We start from the raw sequence: 22,436 nt of genomic DNA, 5'->3' as shown, positions 1-22,436 counted from the left end.
CTGGCTCAAAGGGATTTCCACAACGAGTCGAAATCCTCCTCGCTCCCGCCATTCTGCGCGGCCTCCAGCGAACGATAGGCAAACTGATTGAAACTGTGTGTGCTTGCCACCCGCCGATCCAGCCCGGCGCGGTGCTCTTCACCCTGGGTGTTGATCAGCACTTTGTTGCCTTCCTGAAACGGCAATCGCGGCGCCAATAGCGTTGCGGGCAAGTCGATGGCGCTGATTTCCGGCAACAGCAAACCTCTCAGGTAATGATTGTGATCGTCCCGGGTGCGCACCAGTTGCAGTCCGCAGGGCTGGGCGTGTGGCGCTACCAGTTCGATGCCCATTTGTGTCCCGGCGCCGCGCACCTGACGGATCCAGCGCACCACGGCAATGCTCCAGCCCTGATTCGTGGTGTCCTGGATGCCGATCATTTCCCCGGTCTGCAATTCGGCAGGCACTTCTTTTGGCCACGCCAGGCAGTAACCGCCGGGACTGTGGTTGATGACCGGCAACGCATAAGTCGGGTAATGCGGCGGGCTGTCGGCGTCGCCCTCGTCGTCGGCCAGCGGTTCGTAGCGGATTTCCTCGTAGGGCAGGAATTCGTCGGCCTTGCTCTGCGGCGCGGCATCGAATGCCTGACTCCAGCTGTCCTTTTCCCCTTGGGCTACCGCACGACTGAAGTTTGCGGCGCGCGAACCCGGGTGCTTGAGCAATTCGCTGAATGTGCGTTCACCGCCCAGATAGAAGTGCAGGGCGCTCATGCCAACACACACAGTCAGGTTGCCCTGGCCGACGGTGCGCTGAAAGCTGCGTTCGGCGGCCTCGCCCCAGGTGGCGTGCAGATGTTGCAGGGTGTCGAGGGTCAGGCCGGCCGGCACCGGCAGCGGTGTCGACGTGTCCTGATGCAGCAGGTGAGCTTCGATGGCATTCACCAGTGGTTGCGGATCGAAGCCGAGCAGCCCCGACTGCTGTTCGCTGCGAAATTTGCTGCGATAACGCGGGCCGGCGTCGATCTCCGCAGAAATCGCGAACAGCCCTTCGCCCGAGGCACCGGGATGCAGTTTCAGCCAGGCACTCCAGGGTTCAAGCACCTGCGCGAGTTGGGCGATCGGATTCTGCCGCATCTGATTGCAGCGGGCGCTGCCCAGCAGCAGAGCGGCGATATAGGTCTGTTCGACGCTCAATTCACCGGCCAGGCTCGCCAGGTCGTCGCGGACCCGACGGTGTTGCAACTGCAAGTCGCAGGCACAGCGAAATAATTGGTGCAACTCAAACCACAACTGTTCCGGCGCGGGGCTGTACAACTGCGTGGCGCGCACCAGTTGTCCTTTCAGTGCATGAACGGCGCGTTGCAGCGCCTCGCTCAACAAGGCGGCCCGGTCTTTTGAGTATTTGGGGGCGATCCGCAGAACAATCTGCTTGTAACCGATGGCCAGATGACTTTGCAGGGCCTGACACAGGTTGCTGATCTTGCGTGAGCGCTCGTCGAGCATGATCGCCTGATGCAGAAAGTGCCGCTCAAGGTGCTGGCAGACGAAGTACACCTCGGGCCGCAGCAGCTCCAGCAGGTGCAGGCGGTTGTCGCTGGGCGTCAGCAATTGATTGAGTTCGCCAAGGCCCTGATAGAGCTGGCGCGCGGTTTCGCCGATGTTGGCTTTCGGCAGGCCGGCGATCCAGCGCTTGAGATCGCGCGGCGTCGCTTCACAGAAAGACAGGCGCAACTGCGTTGGCGTCGGTGCGCTCAGTTGCGGTTGGAATCGAGGCTCACTCATGCCGTGACCAGCTCCGGCGGCGAATAGGGCAATGCCAAAACTCTAGCAGTTGTGGTCCGTTTCGCAGGCGCTTGTCGGGCTTTTTTACCGTTGGTCTGCTGGCTTGGTGCCATTTCGGCAGGCGCTACTAGGCTCTCTGGCGTGCGATCGGAAACGCACGGTTGCACGGCTTGCCGCCAACGTCGGGCAGGTCTCTGAAAAACTTCAAGGAGATGAGGTTCATGTCTAAATACGCAGTGGCAAACCAGTGGGGCGGTAGTTCGGCACCTTGGCATCCGGGTGGAACCTGGGTTCTGGGCGCGCGGGACAACCAGAAAGTCGTCGCCATCGACATCAAGTCCGGCGACGGCGGCAAAAGCTTCACCGGCACCATGACCTACGCTGGCGAAGGCCCTATTGGCTTCAAGGCTCAGCGCACTGGTCAGAACCAGTACAACGTCGAGAACCAGTGGGGTGGCAACGATGCCCCATGGCATCCAGGTGGCAAATGGGTGATCGGCGGTCGGGATAACCAGAACGTTATCGCGTTGAATGTCACCTCGAGTGACGGCGGGAAAAACCTCAGCGGCACCAATACCTACGCCAACGAAGGGCCGATCGGCTTCCGTGGGCAGATAGAGTAACGGCGCCGTTCAGGTCGTGTCCGCCCCTTCGCAGACGTGCGCAGGGGCGGATCAGCAGGTTCAGGCGTTCGACAGTGCCAGGGCCTGACCCATCTGTACCGGCGAGCCGGCTTTCAGTTCTTCAACCCACTTCACCTGATCCGGCCCGAACAGCACGATCGCGGTCGAACCCAGCTTGAAGCGCCCCAGTTCGGCGCCTTTTTCCAGATGAATCGGTGCGCGGGCGGCTTCGTCGTAGCGGAAGGTTTTCAGCTCGCGCTTCGGCGGCGTGACCAGGCCAGCCCACACGGTTTCGATCGAAGCCACGATCATCGCGCCCACCAGCACCACGGCCATCGGCCCGCGCTCGGTGTCGAAGATGCACGCTACGCGCTCGTTGCGGGCGAACAGTTCCGGAACGTTTTCAGCGGTGGTCTGGTTGACCGAGAAGATCCGGCCCGGGATGTAGACCATCTCGCGCAGGGTGCCGGCCAGCGGCATGTGCACGCGGTGGTAGTCCTTTGGCGACAGGTAAACGGTGGCGAACTCACCGCCCATGAACGGCGCAGCATTCGCTGCATCGCCGCCCAGCAGTTCCAGCACGCTGAAGCTGTGGCCCTTGGCCTGGAAGATGCGGCCGTGCTCGATCGGGCCAAGCTGGCTGATCGCACCGTCGGCCGGGCTGAGGATCGCGCCCGGCGTTTGGTCCAGCGGACGGGCACCGTCTTTCAGCGCACGGGTGAAGAAGGCGTTGAAGTGCTCGTAAGCGGTCACGTCTTCAACCAGCGCCTGGGACATGTCCACCTGATAACGCTTGGCGAACCAGGTGGTGAAGGCATTCTTGAACCAGCGCACGCGGCACTCGGCAATGCAGCCGGCCAGACGCGACAGCAAGTGGTGAGGCAGCAGGTACTGGCTGATGATAAACAAACGCTCTTTCATGACTGTCCTTAAAAATCCTTAAAGCTCGACGGGGGTGTCGGGGTGGTTGCCCCATTCGCCCCAGGAACCGGCGTAGCCCTTGACCCGCGGATAACCGAGGGCCTTGGCCACCAGATAAGTGAAACCGGACCGGTGGTGGGTCTGGCAGTGAGTGATGATTTCTTTGTCCCTGGTGATCCCGAGGTTTTCGAGGATCTGCGGCATGTCGGTACGGATGCGCAACTGGCGCGACTGATCCATACCTGCCGTCCATTCGAAATTGACTGCGCCGGGGATGTGTCCACCCTTGGCCGCCAAGACTTTCTCGCCGGAATACTCCAGTGGCCCGCGAGCATCCCAGATCGCCAGGTCGTCGGCACCGAGGCGGCTTTGCAGGTATTCGCGGGTGGCGGTCGGTTCGTCGTGCAGGGTCAGGGCCACCGGGCCGCCGACCGCAGGAGGAACCTGGATCGACATCGGCGATCCTTCCGCCAGCCATGCCGGCAGACCGCCGTCAAGGTAGTGGTACTGGTCGTGACCGATCACGTCGAGCAACCAGATGAAGCGTCCGGCCCAGCCACCGCCTTCGTCGTCATAGACCACGTAGACCGCGTCCTTGTTGTGGCCCAGCTCGCCGAACAGTTCCTCGAGTTTTTCTTTTGTCGGCAGCAGGCCCGGAGCCGGTGCCTGGCCCAGTTGGGTGCGCTTCGGATCGACGAAGCGTGCGCCGGGAATATGACCCTCGGCATAGCGGGCGGCGCTGGTCAGATCCACCAGAATCAGGTTGCGGGCGTCGAGGCGCGGGAGCAGGTCGCTCGGCTCGATCACCAGCGCCAGGCCAGAGAAGTCAGACATGTGAGGTCTCCAGAGCACAAAGGGGAAGGATTGTAGCTGTCATTGGCCGCGCTGGCTAAAGCTGTGCAGGGCTTTCTCGATGCACTGCGCGGTTTTGCCGAAGGCTTGCACGGTGATGTCGGCGAACGGTCCGCCACCCTGGTCGGCGACCACAATCATGATCACCCGGCCGTTATGGACCAGCGAGCGCAGAAACAGATGCTCGCCACGGAACAGCGTACGCAGGGACGGCGGCAGCAGGGCGGAAAACTGGGCGTTGTTGTCCGGGGTGATCCGCACCTGTGCCTGCTGCGCGAGCAAGCGTTGCAACACCGTGCTTTGGCTGACGACGAAGTTCAGCGCGGCGGCTTCCTTGGGCAAACCGGAAATCTGATGTACACGCAGACTGGACTGGGTGCGGTCGGCCATCAGGATCATCACCCGGCGCATGCCGCTGGCCACCAGCGCGTCGCGGGCCGCAATGGTCAGGTGCATGGCGTTGGTGAAACGGCTCGGCTCGGCCAGCAGCTCGGCGCATTGCCGGCGCCATTTGGCCAGGTCTTCTGCACTCGGCGCGGCAGCGGGCAGCATGCCGGCGGGCAGGCGCCGGGTGCCCCACGGCCACAGCAGCGAAACCGCCGGGTGCCACAGATCCGGCATTGAATGCCGGCGCGCACTGTTGGCAGCCTGCTGGTGCAACTGTTGTTGCACCTCGTCCATCGAGATTTGCAGATAGAGGCTGGTCAGGTACTGCCAGCGCTCGCTGTGCGGACTGTCCCAGGCCTGTTGCGCCGACAGCGCCAGGCCGTTGGCCAGCAGCACGGTGTTGGCCGGTTGATTGAGCCAGTGGCGCAGGGTCGGGTCGTCATCGAGGCGATTCTGCTGGCGTAGCGGGTGATCGACATCGCGGGCGATGCGCAAAACCTTGACCAGTTCGCGCTGCTCGGTGAGCAACAATCGATAACCCTGCTGCACCCAGATCGGCAATCGCCAGACTTCGACCAGTGCCGCACCGATCTTCAGCAGGCGCACGCCGAACAATTGCTTTTCCACGTCGCGGGCCGATTCGCCCTTGTGGATAACCCGCACTTCCCACTCTTCGAGCAGTTTGGGAAAGGTCAGCGCCAGCGGCCACAGCGGCGACAGAAACAACAGGCTGCCCCAATGAATGTCCTGCCACAGCCGCGCCAGGCGACTGGCAAAAAAGCCGTTGGCCTGTTGCGTGGCGTGCTGACTGATCATCTGTATCTGGCGCAAGGCCTGGGGAATTTGTGCCTGCGGTTCGGCGGGCAGGCGTGCCAGCAGTTCTTCGGTGCGGGCGAGGCCAAGGCGATTGATCGCGACCTCAAGGTTTTCCGCCGGCGCGGTCATGCTGCCCTGGGTGTGGCGGTTGGCTTCGCGGATGATGCTCAGGGCCAGCGCCGGGCTGTCCTGCATCAGGTCGGCAATGTCGCGTAATGAGCTGCGATTATCGCGGATGGCGCGGCAGACACGATCGTGAGCTTCTTGCGGCACTGGCAGGCGCACGCCGTCGAGCAGCTTCACCCAGCCATCGAGTGTGGTGGGTTTTACGTGTGGGACGTTCGTTTCATTAGCCATGTCTGGACGAGATCTTCACTGACTGTAGACGCGCCCGGCATGGGCTAAATTGGCTTTTCGCCTGAACTGGCTATAGTCTGGCGCAGTTTTGCCGATAAGTAGAAGAAGAGATTTTTTAACTTCCGAATATGACCTTGAACCCGACTTAAATAAGTACTTTCTACCTATGGCTAAAATTATCGGCATCATCGTCGTATTCGCGAGCGTGCTCGGCGGATACGTGCTCTCCCACGGCAAGATTGCCGCCCTGATCCAGCCCTTCGAGGTGATGATCATCGGCGGTGCGGCACTCGGAGCATTCCTCCAGGCCAACCCCGGTTACATGACCATGCACGTGCTCAAGAAATCCCTGGGCATGTTCAGCTCGCGTTTCAGCCACACGTTCTATCTGGAAGTGCTTGGCCTGATCTACGAAATCCTCAACAAGAGCCGCCGTGAAGGCATGATGGCCATCGAAGGCGACATCGAAGATGCCGCTGCAAGCCCGATCTTCGCCAAGTACCCGGCGGTGCTGAAAGACGAACGCATGACCGCGTTCATCTGCGATTACCTGCGCATCATGTCCTCCGGCAACATGGCGCCGCACGAGCTGGAAGGCTTGTTCGACATGGAACTGTACAGCCTCAAGGAAGACCTCGAGCATCCGTCCCACGCGGTGAACGGCATCGCCGACGCCATGCCGGGTTTCGGTATCGTCGCGGCGGTACTGGGTATCGTGGTGACCATGGCCTCCCTGGGTGAAGGCGATCAGAAGTCCATCGGTCTGCACGTAGGTGCGGCACTCGTGGGTACCTTCTTCGGTATTCTCGCGGCGTACGGTTTCTTCGGCCCGCTGGCGCACTCCCTGGCGCACGATGCCAAGGAAGAGCTGAACGTCTACGAAGCCATCAAGGCCTCGCTGGTGGCTTCGGCTTCCGGCATGCCGCCATCGCTGGCTGTCGAGTTCGGTCGCAAGGTTCTGTACCCGGCTCACCGTCCAAGCTTTGCCGAGCTGGAACAAGCCGTTCGCGGTCGTTAAGTCATGGAAAATAACCAGCCGATAATCATCAAGCGCGTCAAGCGCATCGCCGGCGGGCATCACGGCGGGGCGTGGAAGATCGCCTTCGCCGACTTCGCGACGGCGATGATGGCGTTCTTCCTGGTGTTGTGGCTGCTGTCCACCGCGACCCCGGAACAGAAGATCGCCATCGCCGGTTACTTCAAGGACCCGGTCGGTTTCTCCGAGAGCGGCACGCCGTACATCATCGACCTGGGCGGTACGCCGACCCTGGCGCCGGAAAACACCCTCAACCCTGAAGTGAAGTCGCAGCCGCAGCCGGACAAGGTCACGGTCGACACCGAACAGGTTGAAGGCATGGCCGAGCAGGTCGAGAAAGAACGCCTGGAACTGTTGCTGCAGGAACTGCAGAACAAGGTCGACGAGAACCCGCAACTGCAGAAATTCAAGGACCAGATCCTGTTCGAGATCACGCCGAACGGCTTGCGCATCCAGATCATGGACGCCGAGAACCGGCCGATGTTCGACTCAGGTTCCGCACGCCTGAAGCCTTACTTCGAAGACATCCTGCTGGCCATGGCCGACACCATCAAGGCGGTGCCGAACAAGATCAGCATCAGCGGTCATACCGATGCCAAGCCGTACACCGGCACTGGTGATTTCGGTAACTGGGAGCTTTCGGCCAACCGTGCCAACGCCGCCCGGCGTGCATTGGTGGCGGGCAGCTATCCGGACGGTCAAGTGGCTCGTGTGGTGGGTTACGCCTCGTCGGCACTGTTCGACAAGGAGAACCCGTTCAACCCGGTCAACCGCCGTATCGACATCGTGGTGCTGACCAAGAAGGCCCAGGCCGCCATCGAAGGTTCGCAAGGCGCTGAGCCGGCGAAACCGGCCGAAGGGCAGAACGGCGTCGATCCGGCCAAACCGGTCGACCCGAACGCCTTGCCGGCGGATCAGCAACCGGTGCCTGCGCACGAGTTGCGCGAACGGCTGAACCTGTTCGACGACCCGCTGCCGAAACCGGCCGAGCCGGGCAGCGCGGCGCCAGCCCCGGCGCCTGCTGCACCGGCCACTGCACCGGCGCCCGCGCCGAAACAGTGACCCACAAAAAAGCCGCGAGATGATCGCGGCTTTTTTGTGTCTGGCTATTTAGTAGCCGTTTTCGGGAAGACTGGCGATGATCGAGCGGTAGCTGTTCATCCGTTGCTGCTGGATGCGTCCGTCTTCAAGAGCCTTGAGCAGTGCACAACCCGGTTCGCGATCGTGCTTGCAGTCGCGGAAGCGGCAGGTGCCGAGCAGGTCGTCGAACTCGATGAAACCGGCCTCGACATCGGCACGGCTGACGTGGCCCAGGCCGAATTCGCGAATACCCGGGGAGTCGATCAGTTCACCGCCGCCGGGGAAGTGGAACAGTCGCGCAGTGGTCGTGGTGTGAGTGCCCTGGCCCGACCATTCGGACAGCGGGCCGACTCGGGTTTCGACGTCCGGCAGCAGGCTGTTGACCAGCGACGACTTGCCGACACCGGACTGACCGACGAACACGCTGATGCGTCCGTCGAGCAGCGTTTGCAATTGCTCCATGCCGTTGCCGTGGTGCGCCGACACTTCCAGCACCGGATAACCCAGGGTGCGATACACCGCCAGAAGTGCGTTCAGCGCCGGGGCGTTCTGTTCGTCGATCAGGTCGAATTTGTTCAACAGCAGCAACGGACGGATGCCGGCGTGCTCGGCTGCGACCAGATAGCGGTCGATCAGGTTCGCATGGGGCTCGGGCAGCGGGGCGAAGACGATGACGATCATGTCGACGTTGGCGGCCACCGGTTTGAGCTGGCCTCGGCTGTCCGGGCGGCACAGTTCGGTGGTGCGCGGCAGTTGCGCGACGATCACACCAATGCCCTGGTTGCCGGCGCGCCAGACCACCCGGTCACCGGTCACCAGTGCGGGCAGGTTGGCTCGCAAGTGGCAACGGAAGACCTGGCCGGCCAGTTCGCCGTCAACGGCCTCGACCTCGACCTGCACACCGAAGTGGGCGATCACCAGACCGTGCTGTTCCGGGCCCAGGTCGCCGCCTTCGAGCGCCTCGACAGCCGAGGACTCGCGTTTGGCGGCGCGGGCGGCGCGCTCGCCCTGAATCTTTTCGATGCGCCAGTTTTGACGACGATTGAGTTGGCGTTTGGCCATGGGTGTTCCGTCTGAAGAATGCAGCGATTAGGTAAAACGGCCGCGAGTTTAGCACGCCCGGGCACCGGCCTAGGCTAAACTGCGCGGCATTGCCTAGGAGCCGAATTATGCAAAACCCGCAGAACCTGATCTGGATCGACCTGGAAATGACCGGTCTGGATCCGGAAAACGATGTGATCATCGAAATGGCCACCATCGTCACCGACAGTGACCTGAACACTCTGGCCGAAGGTCCGGTGATCGCCATCCATCACAGTGACGAAGTCCTCGCCCGCATGGACGAGTGGAACACCCGCACCCACGGTAACTCCGGCCTGACCCAGCGCGTGCGTGAAAGCCGCGTGAGCATGGCCGAGGCCGAAGCCGAAACCATTGCTTTCCTCGAAAAGTGGGTGCCGAAGGGCAAGTCGCCGATCTGCGGCAACAGCATCTGCCAGGATCGTCGCTTCCTTTATACCCACATGAAATCGCTGGAAAGCTACTTCCACTACCGCAACCTCGACGTTTCCACCCTCAAGGAGCTGGCCGCGCGCTGGGCGCCGGACGTGCGCGACAGCTTCAAGAAGGGCAGCACTCACCTGGCGCTGGATGATATCCGCGAGTCCATCGCCGAGCTGCAGCACTACCGCAAGCATTTCATCAAGTTCTGAGATCGGCGGCCTTTGTGGCGAGGGAACTTGCTCCCGCCTGGCTGCGCAGCAGCCAGATCCCCTCGTCACAGACGTTCAGCAAAACGCACTTCTGGTGCCGCCCTGAAATGGCTAGACTGCGCGCCTTCCTGCCAGGATCGCCACCATGTTGCTGATGCTCTACCTCGTCGCCATTACTGCCGAAGCCATGACCGGCGCTCTGTCTGCGGGCCGTCGCGGCATGGACTGGTTCGGTGTGGTGCTGATTGCCTGCGTCACCGCATTGGGTGGCGGTTCGGTACGCGATGTGTTGCTCGGGCACTACCCGCTGACCTGGGTCAAACACCCGGAATACCTGGTGCTGACCACGGTCGCAGCGATGATCACCGTGTTCACGGCACGCTGGATGCGCCATCTGCGCTCGCTGTTTCTGGTGCTCGATGCCGTCGGTCTGGTGGCGTTCACACTGATCGGTTGCATGACCGCTCTGGAAATGGGCCACGGCATGCTGGTGGCTTCGGTCAGCGGCGTGATCACCGGGGTGTTCGGCGGCATCCTGCGCGACATCTTCTGCAACGACATCCCGCTGATCTTCCGCCGCGAACTCTACGCCAGTGTCTCGTTCGCCGCCGCGTGGTGTTACATGCTTTGTCTGTATCTGAATGTGCCGAGCGAACAGGCCATTCTGATCACCCTGTTCGGTGGCTTTCTGCTGCGGTTGTTGGCGATCCGCTTCCATTGGGAAATGCCGAAGTTCGTTTATAACGACGAGCATTGAGAACTGGCTACAGCTTCTTACACTTGATTTCAAGTTCGCTTTTGAATGGCGTGATATTGATATCCGGCTCCGCCCAATAAAGTGCGGGTGCATTGGATCTGATGTCAATCACAGGAGTGAAGGAATGAGTGAGTTTAATGAGCTGTCTGCAGAACGCTCGAATAATTCGGCTTCCCTTGAAAGTATTGAGTTGAAGGTGAAGTTCGATTCAGGGGTCGCGACGCGAAGCAAGGTATTGTTTGGCAACGGGCGTATGCAAGTGAAAGTGCAGGTGCTGGTCTCCGGTTTCGATGAAAACGGTCATCATGTTCCTGTACCGGCTGATGTACTGAATACAGTAGAACTTATTCATTACAATACCGGGAGGACATTGCGGGACGGCTGGAAAGCCAGTGCCGAACAGGGACGGTATACGCTGGAGGCTCCTGTCTCTGCAGATTTGGTGGACGCATCGGACGATGAGTCGCAATACCACGCCCATCCTCATGTGCGCACCTTCTGGGTTTCTTCGGCGGGGGTCGGTACCACGCAGATCGCGGCGCGTATTTTACTGAACGGAACCGTTATTCAAAGCAACGGTACTGGTCTGCTCGATCGTCAGGACAGCAGTATCACGCTGGATGCGCAGTTGCCGATCAGCTATTCGCTTGAGCAGTTTCACTTGAAAAGCGTACGGCGCGGGAATGAAGCGCCAGGTAACCGGATCTCGAATTACTACCTCGGACTCAATCATCAGGGGCAGCAAATAAAACTGGTGGACTGGGTGGCGTCGCGGGGTACAGGCAACTTGATTTTTGCTCACGGTAACTGGCTGGGAGCACCTGCGACCAATTATCTGAAAGGTATTCTGGCGAGTCCTGATCAGGCTGATGTCACTGTAAAGTTGCCGGTCAATGACAACACTTTTTTAGACGTCATATTTTCAGGGCCTGCCAGTGTCTCTTCAGAGGTGAGTCAGGAGTATCTTGTGCGGGTAAACGATCGTCACGGTGAGTTGACTATTGTGCAGGCCATTTCCGAGTATACGTACAGCTACGCCAAGTATACGGTGGATGAGGCGTTTCATTTTTCCGCGATTGATCAATACGGGTCTGAACACAAACTGGCCATTCGAACCGACGCTACGGAAGGTGTGTTCATTCTTGAACGGGGGTGAGCCTGCAACAGGGCAATAGATATATAAACTCACTGTAAAAGAATAAGTCAGTAAGCTGTGATATCGATGATCCCTGCCGGCATTTCGGCAGGGACCACTATTGTCCGTCAGTTCCTTACCGAAATGGGGCTGACTTAATATCGCTCAAGGATGAGAATTGATGCTCAAAAAGCCGCCAAAGGGTTTTGCTCCTGCACCCTCCCCGAACCCACCTACTTCCCGCACTCCAAGTCATGAAACACCGCCGCGAGCGGATGTCGACCTGCCAGATGTGTCACGTCGCGCTGCATTGCCACCTGCGACAACAGACCCTGGCCATTCAGGCAGGCAGGATGCCCTTCCCTCGCCTGTCGTCGAGAACAGCATGATTGTTTCCGAATCTGCATCCCGGGTGCCTGCAACCGCACCGATGCCTCCGGTGTTGGCCGATTTCTGGATCAGCGCTGCAGCTAAACTGCCCGCACCCGATGCTCAGGGATTCAGAATCATCAAGCAGCGCCGGTACATCGAATTGACCGACGGGCATTTTGTCCAGGTTGCCAGGGATCCCGTTACGGGAGATTGGCGAGCAATGCTGGCAAGTGAGCTTGTTCCTTCCGGGCCGTTTCTGTTGCCTGATCAACACCGCCGGTACTGGCACCCGAAAGACAGCAACGGGGTGCAAAAGCTTGCCGGTGTGGACGAAGCCGATGTTGAAACTTTCGCGCCGGGACCTTCCTCGGCACTCTCAGGCCGCCTGATTTCGCAGGCATCTGTCGAGCGTCGAGTGCGAGCGCTGTATCCCGGACTTGCGGACGACGAAGTGACGGCTTTCATCGGAGATCGTTTACACAGTGATCCGCACTCCGTTCTTGTTCGACTGGAAAAAGAGTCTGTAGCGTTGCGTGAAGAACTGAAGGACTGGCTAGGGAGTGCGCGTTCAAGTCATCCCGGCACTGAGTCCGGATTGAGTGCTGAAGTCCTCGCCAGCCAACGACAGAAGCGTGAAAAATTCAGTCAGGATCTGCTAGCGATCTGGCGGCGTGAGTCGGTGCCGGATCAGGGTTTTGCCGATCATGGCTTTTCGACGTTCATCGATTTCTCCGGGGAATTGCCACACTTGTCCGCCCGGTTTGAATGGGTGACAGAGCTGGTGCTGACCGCGCGCAATATCGATGTATCGTTGGGTCGGTTTTTAGACAGTTTTCCCAACGTTCGCTACCTGATTCTGGAGTCTGTGCGAATGGAGGAATTTTCTCCGGCGATCTTCCAGATGCGGGATTTGCAACACCTGATATTGAACGGAAATTCACTTCGACTTTCCGAGAGCAGTACCGAGGGCCTGTCCCGGATCGAAACCCTCACGTTACTGGATTTGAGGGAGAACCCATTGGGCATTGCCCCGCCTGTGGGATTCATGCAGGGGTTGCGAGAGTTGTTTCTGCGCGATTGTGCGATCGACGAGCTTCCGTCCGGGATGGAGCGGTTGCCCGCATTGACTCGCGTGGATTTGCGAGAGAACGACATTGCCATCATCGGCGATGAGTTGTTCGACATTCCGGATACGCAGAATCTTCACCTGGATTTGAGGGATAACCCGCTCGGCGTAGTGGCTCGGCAGCGAATCATCCACTATCTGGAAAATGCCAGTCTCGATCGTAAAGTGCAGATTCGCTCGGATGAGGACGGTCTTGATGTCGATGATTCTTCCGAATCAAGCGACAGTTCTGATAGCGGGGTGGAATCCGACACCTGACAAACACTGAACGGTCGTTGTCTTGCAATAAGTCTGGTTGTAAAAAAATAGATGGCCCACTTTTTTTCTTTGTCTTTTTGGCGTTGAGGAAGTGGGCTTTTTGTTGTGTTTTTTATGTTTTAGAGGGCTGGTTTTATAGTTTGTGTTTCAGGTTGGTGCTTCCGAGTGCTCTGTTTACATGTTGTCAGCTATTGCTGCTGTTATAGGCTTTGGTGATGTGTTTAATATTTGATCGTTCCCTGATTTTTCTGAAGAAAGGGTCAATTGATATTTATACAGGAAGTTATCGATGTTTGAAGAAGTCGTCAGTATTCAGAGGCTCGAAGTCAAGTTTGATTCAGCACCCACACTTCGCCATAAGCAACTCTACGCCAACGGTCGGATGCAAGTACGGGTGCTGGTCTTGATTTCGGGTGGCGATGCCCAGGCCAACGAGGTGTCTCTTCACGGACATCCGGCTATGCAGACCCTTCGCCTGATCTCCTATAACGGCGCACAGCCGCTCTCGGGGGGCTGGAACGTCGAGACCCGGGAAAATCGCTACGCCCATGACATGGCGGGCGGCATCGCCCGGGCCACTCCACTGGTCCCGGCTGCGCATAACCGCATTACCGACCCTGCCGAACCTGTTCAGGTCTATGAGTTCTGGGTCAGCAGCTCCAGGCCGGGCTCGTTGCAAATCGCCGCCGAAATCACCCTGGGCGATGAAGTGGTTCGCAGCAACGGGCAACTGGGGGGCGACAGCAGCGTGACGTTGGAGGCGATATCGCCGGTCAAGTATCCCGTGAGCCACTTTTCGCTGGAAAAGGTCAGTGAAAGCGTCATTGATCGTTTCGACGCGGTTCATCGATACAGCCTGGGTCTTTATGCTGACCGCCGTTCCATTCATCTTCTGGACTGGACCAGCACGCAAGTACAAAAGGATGACGAATACGCGACGTTGTTCTTTGCTTCCGGAAATATTGCTGATTCCCACCCGGGGGGGAGAACTTATTGCGGCTACATGGCGCCGGTCTATGGTGCCAGTGTGACCATTCGCGGTCCGAAAGGATATGTCGGGACGCCAGTCAATCAGCAGCCGGGTAATCTGACGGTATTGAGCTATCTCTCTCCCGACTATCAGCGTCAACCAGTTCGGGATCAGGTTTTTGAACTGACGGTATTCGATGAGTTCGGTACGGCGCACTGGCTTCGTATAAAACCGGATTTTTCCGCACGCGCATTCAAGTTGGTTTGAACAGCGATTTTCCTGCAGATTTTCGCGGGCTTATTTTGTTTGGTTTCAATCCAGTCGGCTTGAACTTCGAAGTTCGTCGAGTGAGTTGGTTCTTGTGTGGTGAAAAAAGGAATTTATATATGGAGAACAAATCTCCGGTCTCCGTGCATTCCAATGCATTCAATTTTGGTGAGTTTGTTACGGGCGGTGTTGATCCTCGGACAGGCTTGTATACCTGCTCCTTGTCTTTGGGAGCTGTTCGATCTGCGGGTCTCAACGGACCTTCGTTCGGACTCGCCCTGGGTTTCAACCCGCTTGATACTCGAAACACCGGATTCGGGCTGGGCTGGTCGCTGGCCACGACCCGTTACGACACGCGCAGCAAGATGATGACCCTGTTCAGCGGTGAGCGTTACAAGGCCGTCGAAACGGTCGCGGGTCTCCAGTTCAGAGAAATGAAGCTGGAAAGCGTCAAGGTCGTGAAAACCGGTGCCGGACGTTTTGATGTTCGGTACAAGGACGGACATCGGGAAGAGTTGACGGTGCAGGGCGGCAGTCTGGTCGCAGTTCCGACGCGGATAGTCGCGGCCAATGGCGCAGGCATCACACTGCTGTACAAAGTGGTCAATCAATACCCGGAGCTGATCGAAGTCAGGGATGGCCAGCGGACGCTGCTGAAAATCTCCCGCAAGGGCACTCTGGTTACGTTGAGCCAGAACCCGGATACGGCATCCGCGGCTGACTTCACAATGAAGCTCGATAGCAACGATCGGGTCGTGGAGATAGGTTTGCCAGAGGGCCGTGGCTGGGATCTTGAATATTCGCTCATCGATGAAATCGGCTACCTGAAACGGGTCGTGACACCCTTGGGGGCCGTCGAAATCATTCGCTACAAGGAGCAGGGGCATCTGCTGCCCGCCAGCGACGCCGGTGCGACGGCGACGCTGCCTCATGTCATGGCCCATGACATTTATCCGGGTCACGGTCAGCCGAAAACGAGCAGAACCTACACGTTTTCGGGCCGTAATTTCCTTGGGCATGGTTTGTCGGTGGAACCATCCGACGACGGTGACCCGCTCTACTCGGCACCCTGGAGTTACCAGTACACGTCCGAGGAACGCCTGGTGGTCGATGGCAAGGTGCACAGTCACATCAAACGGACGTACAACAAATTCCATTTGCTGGTTGCGCAGGTGACGACGTGCGGGGAGGCGGTCACTTCGCAGTTCACCGAGTATCACCTCGCAACAGGAAAGCCTTTCAATGAACAACCGGCACACTTTCGTCTGCCCCGGGTCCAGAGACTGAAGTTCGAAAACCGTCTCGGCAAAAAGCAACGCGAGGAGACGACGATCACCGAGTTTGATGCGGTGGGTAACCTGCTCAGGCATGTGGGGCCCGACGGTGTCACGACGCTGTCCGAGTTCTATCCGGCGGTCGAGTCGCCGGACTGCCCGGTGGATCCGCTCGGCTTTGTCCGTTTCGAGAAGCAAAGGACGGTCATCGCCGCACCCGGCGGCGGGGCCTCGACCTGCACCCGTTTTCGCCATGCCTTGCACCCGGCATTGCAAGGCTCAACGCTGGCCGGCGTCGTGGTCATCGAAGAAAAGTTCTTCGAAAAGGTGGAAGACAAGGAGGTTCTTCGTTCAAAGGTCGAGCACAGTTATTTCGATACACCGGCGGACCGGCTCCGACATGGTGCATTGCAGGAGCAGCGCATTACCCGGAACTGTCGCACCACCCGAACGGCGTTTTCCTCTCGGCTGGAAGGTGCTCGCCTTCATCTGACCCACACTGTTCACGGTTTCGATGGTACTTCGCAAAGCACGACGCAAGTCCTGTCGACACACAGCGGATTGACCTTGTCAGAGACCGACAAGGACGGTGGCCGGATCGACTATGAGTACGACGCCATTGGTCGATGCGTGCGCAAGACGCTCTCCCCGGACGCCGCCCATGCGGCTTCGACGACCTGGGTTTATCAGGAGGCAAGCGGCACTTCGCCAGCGACCGTGACCGTCACGGATCCGGCGGGAGGTGTGCAAGCGGTCACCCACGACGGTTTGGGACGTGTGATCGGCATCAAGGAGCTTGATTGCGACAACCCCGATGAGGGAGCGTCGCAAGAAAGTCTTATGCGCACGGTGTACTCCGCACTTCACGACAAGGCGGGGCATCTGGTGAAGCAGACCCGCACAGACTGGTGGGATGGCGTTGCCCGTCCGGCCATTACTCGACTGGTCTATGACAGTTGGGGGCAAGTGAAACAGACGCATCATGCTGACGGGCGCGTAGAGCATCGCGAATTCGATCCGGTCGCTCTCCGGGAAACCCTCTGGCAGGAGGGAATGGGCAAGACGGTCTCGGTCTTCAACGCTTTCGGCAAGCCGAAAAGTATCGAGATGCTCGATCGGAAAGGGGAGAGTCTGGGCAAGTCGGTCCTTGAGTATGACGGTTACGGCAGAACCCGCAGCCAGACCGATCAGGAAGGCAACAAGACGCTCTACCACTACGACGTCTTTGATCGATTGGTTCGCAGCGAATTGCCGGACGGGCATGCGGTCGAGACTGAATATGCCGATCACAGCGCCGAAACATTGCCGACAAGGATCAAGGTCGACACGCTGGAGTTGGGCCGACAGGTATTCGACGGGCTGGATCGCCTGACTGAAAGTACGGTAGGCGGGCGCACATCCATAACGGGGTATGTGTCGGGCTCCAGCCAGGCCGGATGGCAAATGGGGGCTGACGGTAACAAAGTCGAATTCACCTGGTCGCAGGGAGTGAGCAGGCTGGCTGAGCGCGAGGCTGACGGATTGCTTGCGCGCTTCACCTACGACGCCTTGCATGGCAAGCCTGAAACCTGCATCGAGCAGGGGCGCGAGCATCGTTTCGCCTACTATCCTTCCGGGCGCTTGAAGTCCGAAACGACCGTGTACGGTGAACATCGCCAGACAACATCCCACACCTGGTCGCTGGGTGGGCGGCCGCTGATTTTCATCGATGGACTTGGCAACGAACACAAGTCTGAATATGACAGTTGGGGGCGCAAGTCCGCTTTCACCCAAGGCAGCTTGCGGTTCGAATACACCTATGACACCGCAGGATTGCTGGCGCTGATCGATGCCCGGGATACATCAACCGCCCTGCGCATGAAGACGCATCTGAGCTACGACGATATCGGACGTGAAACGACCCGCCGGTTTGAAGTCGAGGGTCAGGCAAGTCAGACACTGACCTCGAGTTACACCCTCTCAGGCAAGCTGGCGCAGAAAGTCTTGAAGCGCGGCACTCAAGTACTGCGCGCTGAGCGCTTTACCTATGACATGCGTGGGCGACTGAGCCATTACAGCTGTGAAGGCACGCAACGGCCACGGGATCCCTACGGTAAGGAAATCGTCGAACAGACATTCACCTTCGATGCGCTGGACAACCTCCTCACGCTGCAAACCCGTTTCCCCCAGGGCGTCAATCTGACGACTTTCAGCTATAGCAAGGTCGATTTCACCCAGCTCACGGACATCAGTCATTCCCACGCTGATTACCCGCAACCGGTCACTCTGCAATACGACGCTAATGGCCGGATGATCAAGGATGACCAGGGCCGTACGTTGACCTACGACACGCTTGGGCGTCTGACAGGTGTCAGTAATGCGCGGGGGCAGAGGGTGCGGGGCTATCAGTACGACGGTTTCGACCGGCTGATGGCGCTGTCGCAGCCGGGTAGCGCAGACACTCAGCGTTACTATCGCGGTGGACATGCCATCAACGATGTGTGTGGCAGCGATTCGTGCAGTGTCGTGCGCCACGAAGGTCTGTTGCTGGGACAGCACCAGGTCGGAGTGGATGCGGGTGTGAGGATGTTCGGCACGGATCAGCAACAAAGCGTGCTGACACAACTGCAGAATGGCCGGCTTACCGATATCGCCTACAGCCCGTTTGGGCATCGGGAGGCTGAAGGCGGTTTTTTCAGTCTGCCAGGTTTCAATGGCGAGCAGTTTGATCCCGTCGCCGGTCTGTATCTGCTGGGCAATGGCTATCGGGCCTACAGCCCGACCCTGATGCGCTTCATGTCACCCGACAGCATGAGTCCGTTCGGGGCTGGAGGGGTGAATGCCTATGCGTATTGCCTGGGTGATCCGGTCAACCGTGTCGATCCGACGGGGCATTTTTCCTGGCAGTCGATTCTGGGGATTGCGCTTGGGGTTGCGGGGATTGCGCTCAGCTTTGCGACTCTCGGTGTCGGCACGCTGGCTCTCGTGGGGCTAGGCCTGGGGCTAGCTTCCGGGCTGGCGGGAATTGCCGGGGAAGTGGTCAGTGAACTGGCACCGGAATCGGAGGTGGGATCATTACTTGGCTGGGTGAGTCTTGGGCTGGGGATCGTGTCACTGGGCGCCGGGCTGGCAGCCGGGGCAAAAGCAGCAATTCAGACTGGCAGAAAGCTCGAGTCGGCATTCCGACCGGGACTTGCCGGAAAAGGGGCAAAAAAGGCTGCCAAGGAGATGGCCAAAGGGAAGGCGGGAGGCAGTGCGGAACCCCCTCCGAAGTGGACGTTGACTGAAGATTACGCTGCACACGATTACCTGCCCAACGGCAAGCCGGGCAACGTTGCGCGGGCCAAATATGCGGAGTTCAGAGATGACATTGCGGTCAACAACAAATCGCCTTATGACGCTGCCAAGAGTTACCCCGGCAGTAAATTCGATCCTTACCCCAACTATGCGCCGGCGAAGCCTTTTGCAGGTTATGAGCATGCACATACCCGCCTCTCGCAAGCGGACCGGGTGTTTTTCCTGACCAACAATGACACCCGGCACGTCATTATCAAACAGGTGGGTAGTCATGATCCTGCCTGGTAGCGGATAGCACCCACTCGTCGGGCTATTGGTGATTCTGGAGGTCACGACCCGAGTGTTGCTTGAGTGCCCACTCCACGTGTTCACGAACCAGCTCTGACGGATAATCCCGTCGCGCCTTCAACGCTTCCAGCACCGGGATCGTTGACGGCGCATTCCCCAATCCGACCGCCAGATTACGCAGCCAACGCTCGTAACCAGCCCGGCGCAGAGGCGAGCCTTCGGTGCTGCTCAAGAACTTTTCTTCATCCCATAAAAACAGCTCGGCCAGTTCGGCGTTATCCAGATTGTGCCGGGGCTTGAAGTCACTTTCGCCGGACGGGCGGGCGAAGCGGTTCCACGGGCAGCAGATCTGGCAATCGTCGCAGCCGAACACCCGGTTGCCGATCAGTGGTCGCAGGTCTTCGGGGATAGCGTTCTTCAGTTCGATGGTCAGGTAGGAAATGCAGCGTCTTGCATCCAGCACATACGGGCCGACGAAGGCGTTGGTCGGGCAGATGTCGAGACACGCGGTGCAGCGCCCGCAATGTTCAGTGCTGTGGGGTTCATCCACCGGCAGCGGCAGGTCGACGAACAGTTCGCTGAGAAAGAAATAACTGCCGGCCTTGCGGTTCAGCACCAGGGTGTTTTTGCCGATCCAGCCCAGTCCCGCCTGCTCGGCGATGGCTTTTTCCAGCACCGGGGCGCTGTCGACGAAGGCGCGGAAGCCGAACGGGCCGATTTCGGACTGAATCTTGTCCGCCAGTTGTTGCACGCGCTTACGGATCAACTTGTGATAATCGCGGCCCAAGGCATAACGCGAGATGTAGGCCTTTTCCGGTTTGGCCAGCAATTGCGCCATTTGCGTGTCGCCCGGCAGGTAGTCCATGCGCAAGGACACCACGCGCAAGGTGCCCGGCACCAGCTCTTCGGGGTGCGAGCGTTTGCTGCCGTGGGCGCCCATGTAATCCATTTCGCCGTGATAGCCGGCCTCGAGCCAGCGTTGCAGGTGCTGCTCGTGCTCGGCCAGGTCCAGACCGCTGATGCCGACTTGCTGGAAGCCCAGCTCGCGGCCCCAGTCCTTGATGGATTGGGCGAGGGCGGGAAGATCTGTGGTGATGGCGGACATGAGGCGAGAGAAACCGGAGCTGAGGTGCGTATAATTCTGCCAGACATCGGAGCCCGAAGACGCATGCCGCACACTAAAGATCAATTACCCGACGCGCTGTACCGCGCCGCGCAGGTGCGGGCACTCGACGCACGGCTGATTGCCGCCGGCACGCCGGGCTTCGAATTGATGCAGCGCGCCGCCCATGCCACCTGGCGCGCACTGGTGCGCCAATGGCCTTCAGCCAGCGAATTGACCGTATTGGCTGGGCACGGCAACAACGCCGGAGACGGCTATCTGGTGGCTGCGCTGGCTCGCCGTGCGGGCTGGACGGTGCAGGTGCTGGCTGTCGGCGATCCGCAGCGTTTGCAGGGCGATGCGGCCTTGGCACATGCCGAAGCGGTGGCTGAAGGTGTTGCGATTGCTGCGTGGACGGCTTCCAGTGAACTGCGCGGGATTCTTGTCGACGCGCTGCTCGGCACTGGTTTGAGCGGCGAGGTGCGCGAGCCGTACTCGTCTGCGATCGAGGCGATCAATGCCAGCCGCCTGCCGGTGATGGCGGTCGATATCCCTTCCGGATTGTGTGCCGATACCGGCCATGTGCTGGGTCGGGCGGTGCGTGCCGATCTCACGGTGACCTTCATCGGTCTCAAGCTTGGCCTGTTTACCGGGGACGCGGCGGATCATGTCGGCGACCTGCTGTTCAACGATCTGCAAGCGGCGGCCGAAACTTACAGTGACATTGCCGTCGCCGCGCATCGGCTCAATGCCGGTAATCTGCCGCGTCTCCCGGCTCGGTCACCGGCTGCGCACAAGGGGCGTTTCGGCCATGTCCTGCTGATCGGTGGCGATCATGGCTTTGGCGGGGCGATTCTGCTCAGTACCGAAAGTGCCTTGCGTAGCGGGGCGGGGATGGTGTCGCTGGCAACTCGTCCGGAACATATCCCGGCGGCGTTGAGCCGGGTGCCGGAATCCATGGCGCTGGGCATCTCGTCGGCCAATCAGCTGATGGGACTGTTGGAAAAGGTATCCGTGCTGGTGGTCGGCCCGGGGCTTGGACAGGCGAGCTGGGGCCGGGCGCTGCTGTCGGCCGCCGCCAATGCGCCGCTGCCGCAAGTATGGGATGCCGATGCATTGAATCTGCTGGCCTCCGGTTTTGTCAGTTTGCCCAAAAATTGCGTGATTACGCCGCATCCAGGTGAAGCGGCGCGACTGTTGGGGATCAGCACTGCCGAGGTGCAGGCTGATCGGCCGGCGGCGGCGCTGGCGTTGAGCAAAAAGTACACAGCGGTTGTGGTGCTCAAGGGTGCAGGTAGTTTGATCGCCCATCCCGACGGGCGTCTGGCGTTGTGTCATCAAGGCCATCCGGCGATGGCCACCGCGGGCCTCGGTGATGTACTGGCCGGTCTGGTCGGTGCGTTGCTGGCTCAGGGCATGAATGCGTTCGACGCGGCGTGCCTGGCGGTCTGGCTGCACGCCAACGCCGGGGCGCAACAAGGTAAATTCGGCCGTGGGCTGGCGGCCAGTGATCTGATTCCAGCCATTCGTCAGTTGTTGGAGGAGCATGCACCGTGTCTGAAGTAACCCTGTACCTGGCCGATGAACAGGCGATGAGCGACTTTGGCGCACGGATCGCCCGGGTGACCGGCGGCCATGGTCTGATTTTTCTCGAAGGCAACCTCGGCATGGGCAAAACCACGCTGTCGCGGGGCATCATTCGCGGGCTGGGGCACGTGGGTGCGGTGAAAAGTCCGACCTTCACGCTGGTCGAACCCTACGAGATCGGTGACATCCGCGCCTTCCACTTCGATCTGTATCGCCTGGTGGATCCGGAGGAGCTGGAGTTTCTCGGCATCCGCGACTATTTCGATGACGACGCCCTGTGCCTGATCGAGTGGCCCGATAAAGGTGCAGGCTTTTTGCCAAAGCCTGACCTGACCATTACCATTAGCCCGCAAGACAGCGGGCGTTCGCTGACTATTTTGTCCCAGGGCTCGCGTGGCGAGGCCTGGTGTGCCGCATTGGCGTTGGAATCCAAATAAATGATGGGGTTAGGTATGCGCTTTCGCGCGTTGGTGGCTGCCG

General features: G+C 59.5%; 17 protein-coding genes. 11 read left to right on the top strand and 6 right to left on the bottom strand.

Annotated features, from left to right (window positions below):
* Nucleotides 1-5: 5 nt before the first annotated feature.
* Nucleotides 6-1,760 carry a molecular chaperone gene (locus tag M5B44_RS05925; RefSeq protein ID WP_248738536.1) on the bottom strand — a complete coding sequence of 585 codons (1,755 nt, stop codon included), beginning with the start codon at nt 1,758-1,760 and terminating at the stop codon, nt 6-8.
* Between the two features lie 221 nt (nt 1,761-1,981).
* Between M5B44_RS05925 and M5B44_RS05920 the strand changes: the two genes are divergently transcribed.
* Nucleotides 1,982-2,383: a lectin OAA gene (locus tag M5B44_RS05920; protein ID WP_085732653.1), complete on the top strand. Its 402-nt coding sequence runs from the start codon at nt 1,982-1,984 to the stop codon at nt 2,381-2,383.
* Nucleotides 2,384-2,443: 60 nt separating this feature from the next.
* Here the strand turns inward: M5B44_RS05920 and asd are convergent, their stop codons facing one another.
* From asd to M5B44_RS05905, 3 genes are read right to left on the bottom strand one after another with little or no spacing between them, the layout of a single operon-like run.
* On the bottom strand, nt 2,444-3,304 hold the full coding sequence (gene asd / locus M5B44_RS05915; protein ID WP_065258758.1) for an archaetidylserine decarboxylase: 861 nt from the start codon (nt 3,302-3,304) through the stop codon (nt 2,444-2,446).
* A gap of 18 nt (nt 3,305-3,322) precedes the next feature.
* Nucleotides 3,323-4,138 (bottom strand): rhodanese-like domain-containing protein, encoded by an 816-nt coding sequence (locus tag M5B44_RS05910; protein ID WP_248738535.1) that lies wholly within the window; start codon nt 4,136-4,138, stop codon nt 3,323-3,325.
* Between the two features lie 39 nt (nt 4,139-4,177).
* The gene (locus M5B44_RS05905; protein WP_248738534.1) at nt 4,178-5,716 is read right to left on the bottom strand and encodes an HDOD domain-containing protein; all 1,539 of its coding nucleotides are present in this window, start codon (nt 5,714-5,716) and stop codon (nt 4,178-4,180) included.
* A 166-nt stretch (nt 5,717-5,882) separates the two neighbouring features.
* Between M5B44_RS05905 and motA the strand changes: the two genes are divergently transcribed.
* Entirely contained in the window at nt 5,883-6,734 is an 852-nt protein-coding gene (motA, locus tag M5B44_RS05900) for a flagellar motor stator protein MotA (protein ID WP_169428596.1), read from the top strand.
* 3 nt (nt 6,735-6,737) lie between these two features.
* The gene (motB, locus tag M5B44_RS05895; RefSeq protein ID WP_248738533.1) at nt 6,738-7,814 is read left to right on the top strand and encodes a flagellar motor protein MotB; all 1,077 of its coding nucleotides are present in this window, start codon (nt 6,738-6,740) and stop codon (nt 7,812-7,814) included.
* 48 nt (nt 7,815-7,862) lie between these two features.
* Here the strand turns inward: motB and rsgA are convergent, their stop codons facing one another.
* Entirely contained in the window at nt 7,863-8,894 is a 1,032-nt protein-coding gene (rsgA, locus tag M5B44_RS05890) for a small ribosomal subunit biogenesis GTPase RsgA (protein WP_085711151.1), read from the bottom strand.
* A gap of 107 nt (nt 8,895-9,001) precedes the next feature.
* Here rsgA and orn point away from each other — a divergent pair, with 107 nt between their 5' ends.
* The 6 genes from orn to M5B44_RS05860 all read left to right on the top strand — a co-directional run bounded on the left by orn (nt 9,002) and on the right by M5B44_RS05860 (nt 19,267).
* A complete protein-coding gene (orn, locus tag M5B44_RS05885) occupies nt 9,002-9,544 on the top strand; it encodes an oligoribonuclease (protein ID WP_065258764.1) in 543 nt (180 codons plus the stop codon).
* Between the two features lie 145 nt (nt 9,545-9,689).
* Nucleotides 9,690-10,301, top strand: coding sequence for a trimeric intracellular cation channel family protein (locus M5B44_RS05880; protein WP_064379088.1), 612 nt, complete (start codon nt 9,690-9,692; stop codon nt 10,299-10,301).
* A 124-nt stretch (nt 10,302-10,425) separates the two neighbouring features.
* Nucleotides 10,426-11,457: a hypothetical protein gene (locus M5B44_RS05875; RefSeq protein ID WP_248738532.1), complete on the top strand. Its 1,032-nt coding sequence runs from the start codon at nt 10,426-10,428 to the stop codon at nt 11,455-11,457.
* A 364-nt stretch (nt 11,458-11,821) separates the two neighbouring features.
* Entirely contained in the window at nt 11,822-13,192 is a 1,371-nt protein-coding gene (locus M5B44_RS05870) for a leucine-rich repeat domain-containing protein (protein ID WP_248738531.1), read from the top strand.
* Between the two features lie 289 nt (nt 13,193-13,481).
* Nucleotides 13,482-14,429 carry a hypothetical protein gene (locus M5B44_RS05865; protein WP_248738530.1) on the top strand — a complete coding sequence of 316 codons (948 nt, stop codon included), beginning with the start codon at nt 13,482-13,484 and terminating at the stop codon, nt 14,427-14,429.
* Nucleotides 14,426-19,267 carry an RHS repeat domain-containing protein gene (locus M5B44_RS05860; protein WP_248738529.1) on the top strand — a complete coding sequence of 1,614 codons (4,842 nt, stop codon included), beginning with the start codon at nt 14,426-14,428 and terminating at the stop codon, nt 19,265-19,267. Before M5B44_RS05865 ends, M5B44_RS05860 begins: the two co-directional genes overlap by 4 nt.
* A gap of 22 nt (nt 19,268-19,289) precedes the next feature.
* Here the strand turns inward: M5B44_RS05860 and queG are convergent, their stop codons facing one another.
* On the bottom strand, nt 19,290-20,372 hold the full coding sequence (gene queG, locus M5B44_RS05855; protein WP_248738528.1) for a tRNA epoxyqueuosine(34) reductase QueG: 1,083 nt from the start codon (nt 20,370-20,372) through the stop codon (nt 19,290-19,292).
* Between the two features lie 63 nt (nt 20,373-20,435).
* On the opposite strand from queG, the gene M5B44_RS05850 reads away from it, so the two are divergent.
* Both M5B44_RS05850 and tsaE read left to right on the top strand, forming a co-directional pair.
* The gene (locus M5B44_RS05850; protein WP_248738527.1) at nt 20,436-21,935 is read left to right on the top strand and encodes an NAD(P)H-hydrate dehydratase; all 1,500 of its coding nucleotides are present in this window, start codon (nt 20,436-20,438) and stop codon (nt 21,933-21,935) included.
* Nucleotides 21,923-22,393 (top strand): tRNA (adenosine(37)-N6)-threonylcarbamoyltransferase complex ATPase subunit type 1 TsaE, encoded by a 471-nt coding sequence (gene tsaE / locus M5B44_RS05845; protein WP_248738526.1) that lies wholly within the window; start codon nt 21,923-21,925, stop codon nt 22,391-22,393. Before M5B44_RS05850 ends, tsaE begins: the two co-directional genes overlap by 13 nt.
* The last annotated feature ends 43 nt before the right edge of the window (nt 22,394-22,436 follow it).

Origin of the sequence: Pseudomonas sp. MWU12-2029 (genome assembly GCF_023242425.1) — a bacterium.
In the GTDB taxonomy this organism is placed as follows: Bacteria; Pseudomonadota; Gammaproteobacteria; order Pseudomonadales; family Pseudomonadaceae; genus Aquipseudomonas; species Aquipseudomonas kribbensis.
Note: the sequence above shows the minus strand (reverse complement) of the source record. Positions and strands in the feature narration are given on the sequence as shown.

What these genes read in the sequence shown, in the direction of transcription:
- M5B44_RS05910 (WP_248738535.1), bottom strand. Translation starts at nt 4,138, where the DNA reads ATGTCTGACTTCTCTGGCCTGGCGCTGGTGATCGAGCCGAGCGACCTG.
- queG (WP_248738528.1), bottom strand. Translation starts at nt 20,372, where the DNA reads ATGTCCGCCATCACCACAGATCTTCCCGCCCTCGCCCAATCCATCAAG.
- M5B44_RS05865 (WP_248738530.1), top strand. Translation starts at nt 13,482, where the DNA reads ATGTTTGAAGAAGTCGTCAGTATTCAGAGGCTCGAAGTCAAGTTTGAT.
- rsgA (WP_085711151.1), bottom strand. Translation starts at nt 8,894, where the DNA reads ATGGCCAAACGCCAACTCAATCGTCGTCAAAACTGGCGCATCGAAAAG.
- M5B44_RS05870 (WP_248738531.1), top strand. Translation starts at nt 11,822, where the DNA reads ATGATTGTTTCCGAATCTGCATCCCGGGTGCCTGCAACCGCACCGATG.
- M5B44_RS05905 (WP_248738534.1), bottom strand. Translation starts at nt 5,716, where the DNA reads ATGGCTAATGAAACGAACGTCCCACACGTAAAACCCACCACACTCGAT.
- M5B44_RS05925 (WP_248738536.1), bottom strand. Translation starts at nt 1,760, where the DNA reads ATGAGTGAGCCTCGATTCCAACCGCAACTGAGCGCACCGACGCCAACG.
- orn (WP_065258764.1), top strand. Translation starts at nt 9,002, where the DNA reads ATGCAAAACCCGCAGAACCTGATCTGGATCGACCTGGAAATGACCGGT.
- asd (WP_065258758.1), bottom strand. Translation starts at nt 3,304, where the DNA reads ATGAAAGAGCGTTTGTTTATCATCAGCCAGTACCTGCTGCCTCACCAC.
- M5B44_RS05875 (WP_248738532.1), top strand. Translation starts at nt 10,426, where the DNA reads ATGAGTGAGTTTAATGAGCTGTCTGCAGAACGCTCGAATAATTCGGCT.
- M5B44_RS05850 (WP_248738527.1), top strand. Translation starts at nt 20,436, where the DNA reads ATGCCGCACACTAAAGATCAATTACCCGACGCGCTGTACCGCGCCGCG.
- M5B44_RS05880 (WP_064379088.1), top strand. Translation starts at nt 9,690, where the DNA reads ATGTTGCTGATGCTCTACCTCGTCGCCATTACTGCCGAAGCCATGACC.
- motA (WP_169428596.1), top strand. Translation starts at nt 5,883, where the DNA reads ATGGCTAAAATTATCGGCATCATCGTCGTATTCGCGAGCGTGCTCGGC.
- motB (WP_248738533.1), top strand. Translation starts at nt 6,738, where the DNA reads ATGGAAAATAACCAGCCGATAATCATCAAGCGCGTCAAGCGCATCGCC.
- M5B44_RS05920 (WP_085732653.1), top strand. Translation starts at nt 1,982, where the DNA reads ATGTCTAAATACGCAGTGGCAAACCAGTGGGGCGGTAGTTCGGCACCT.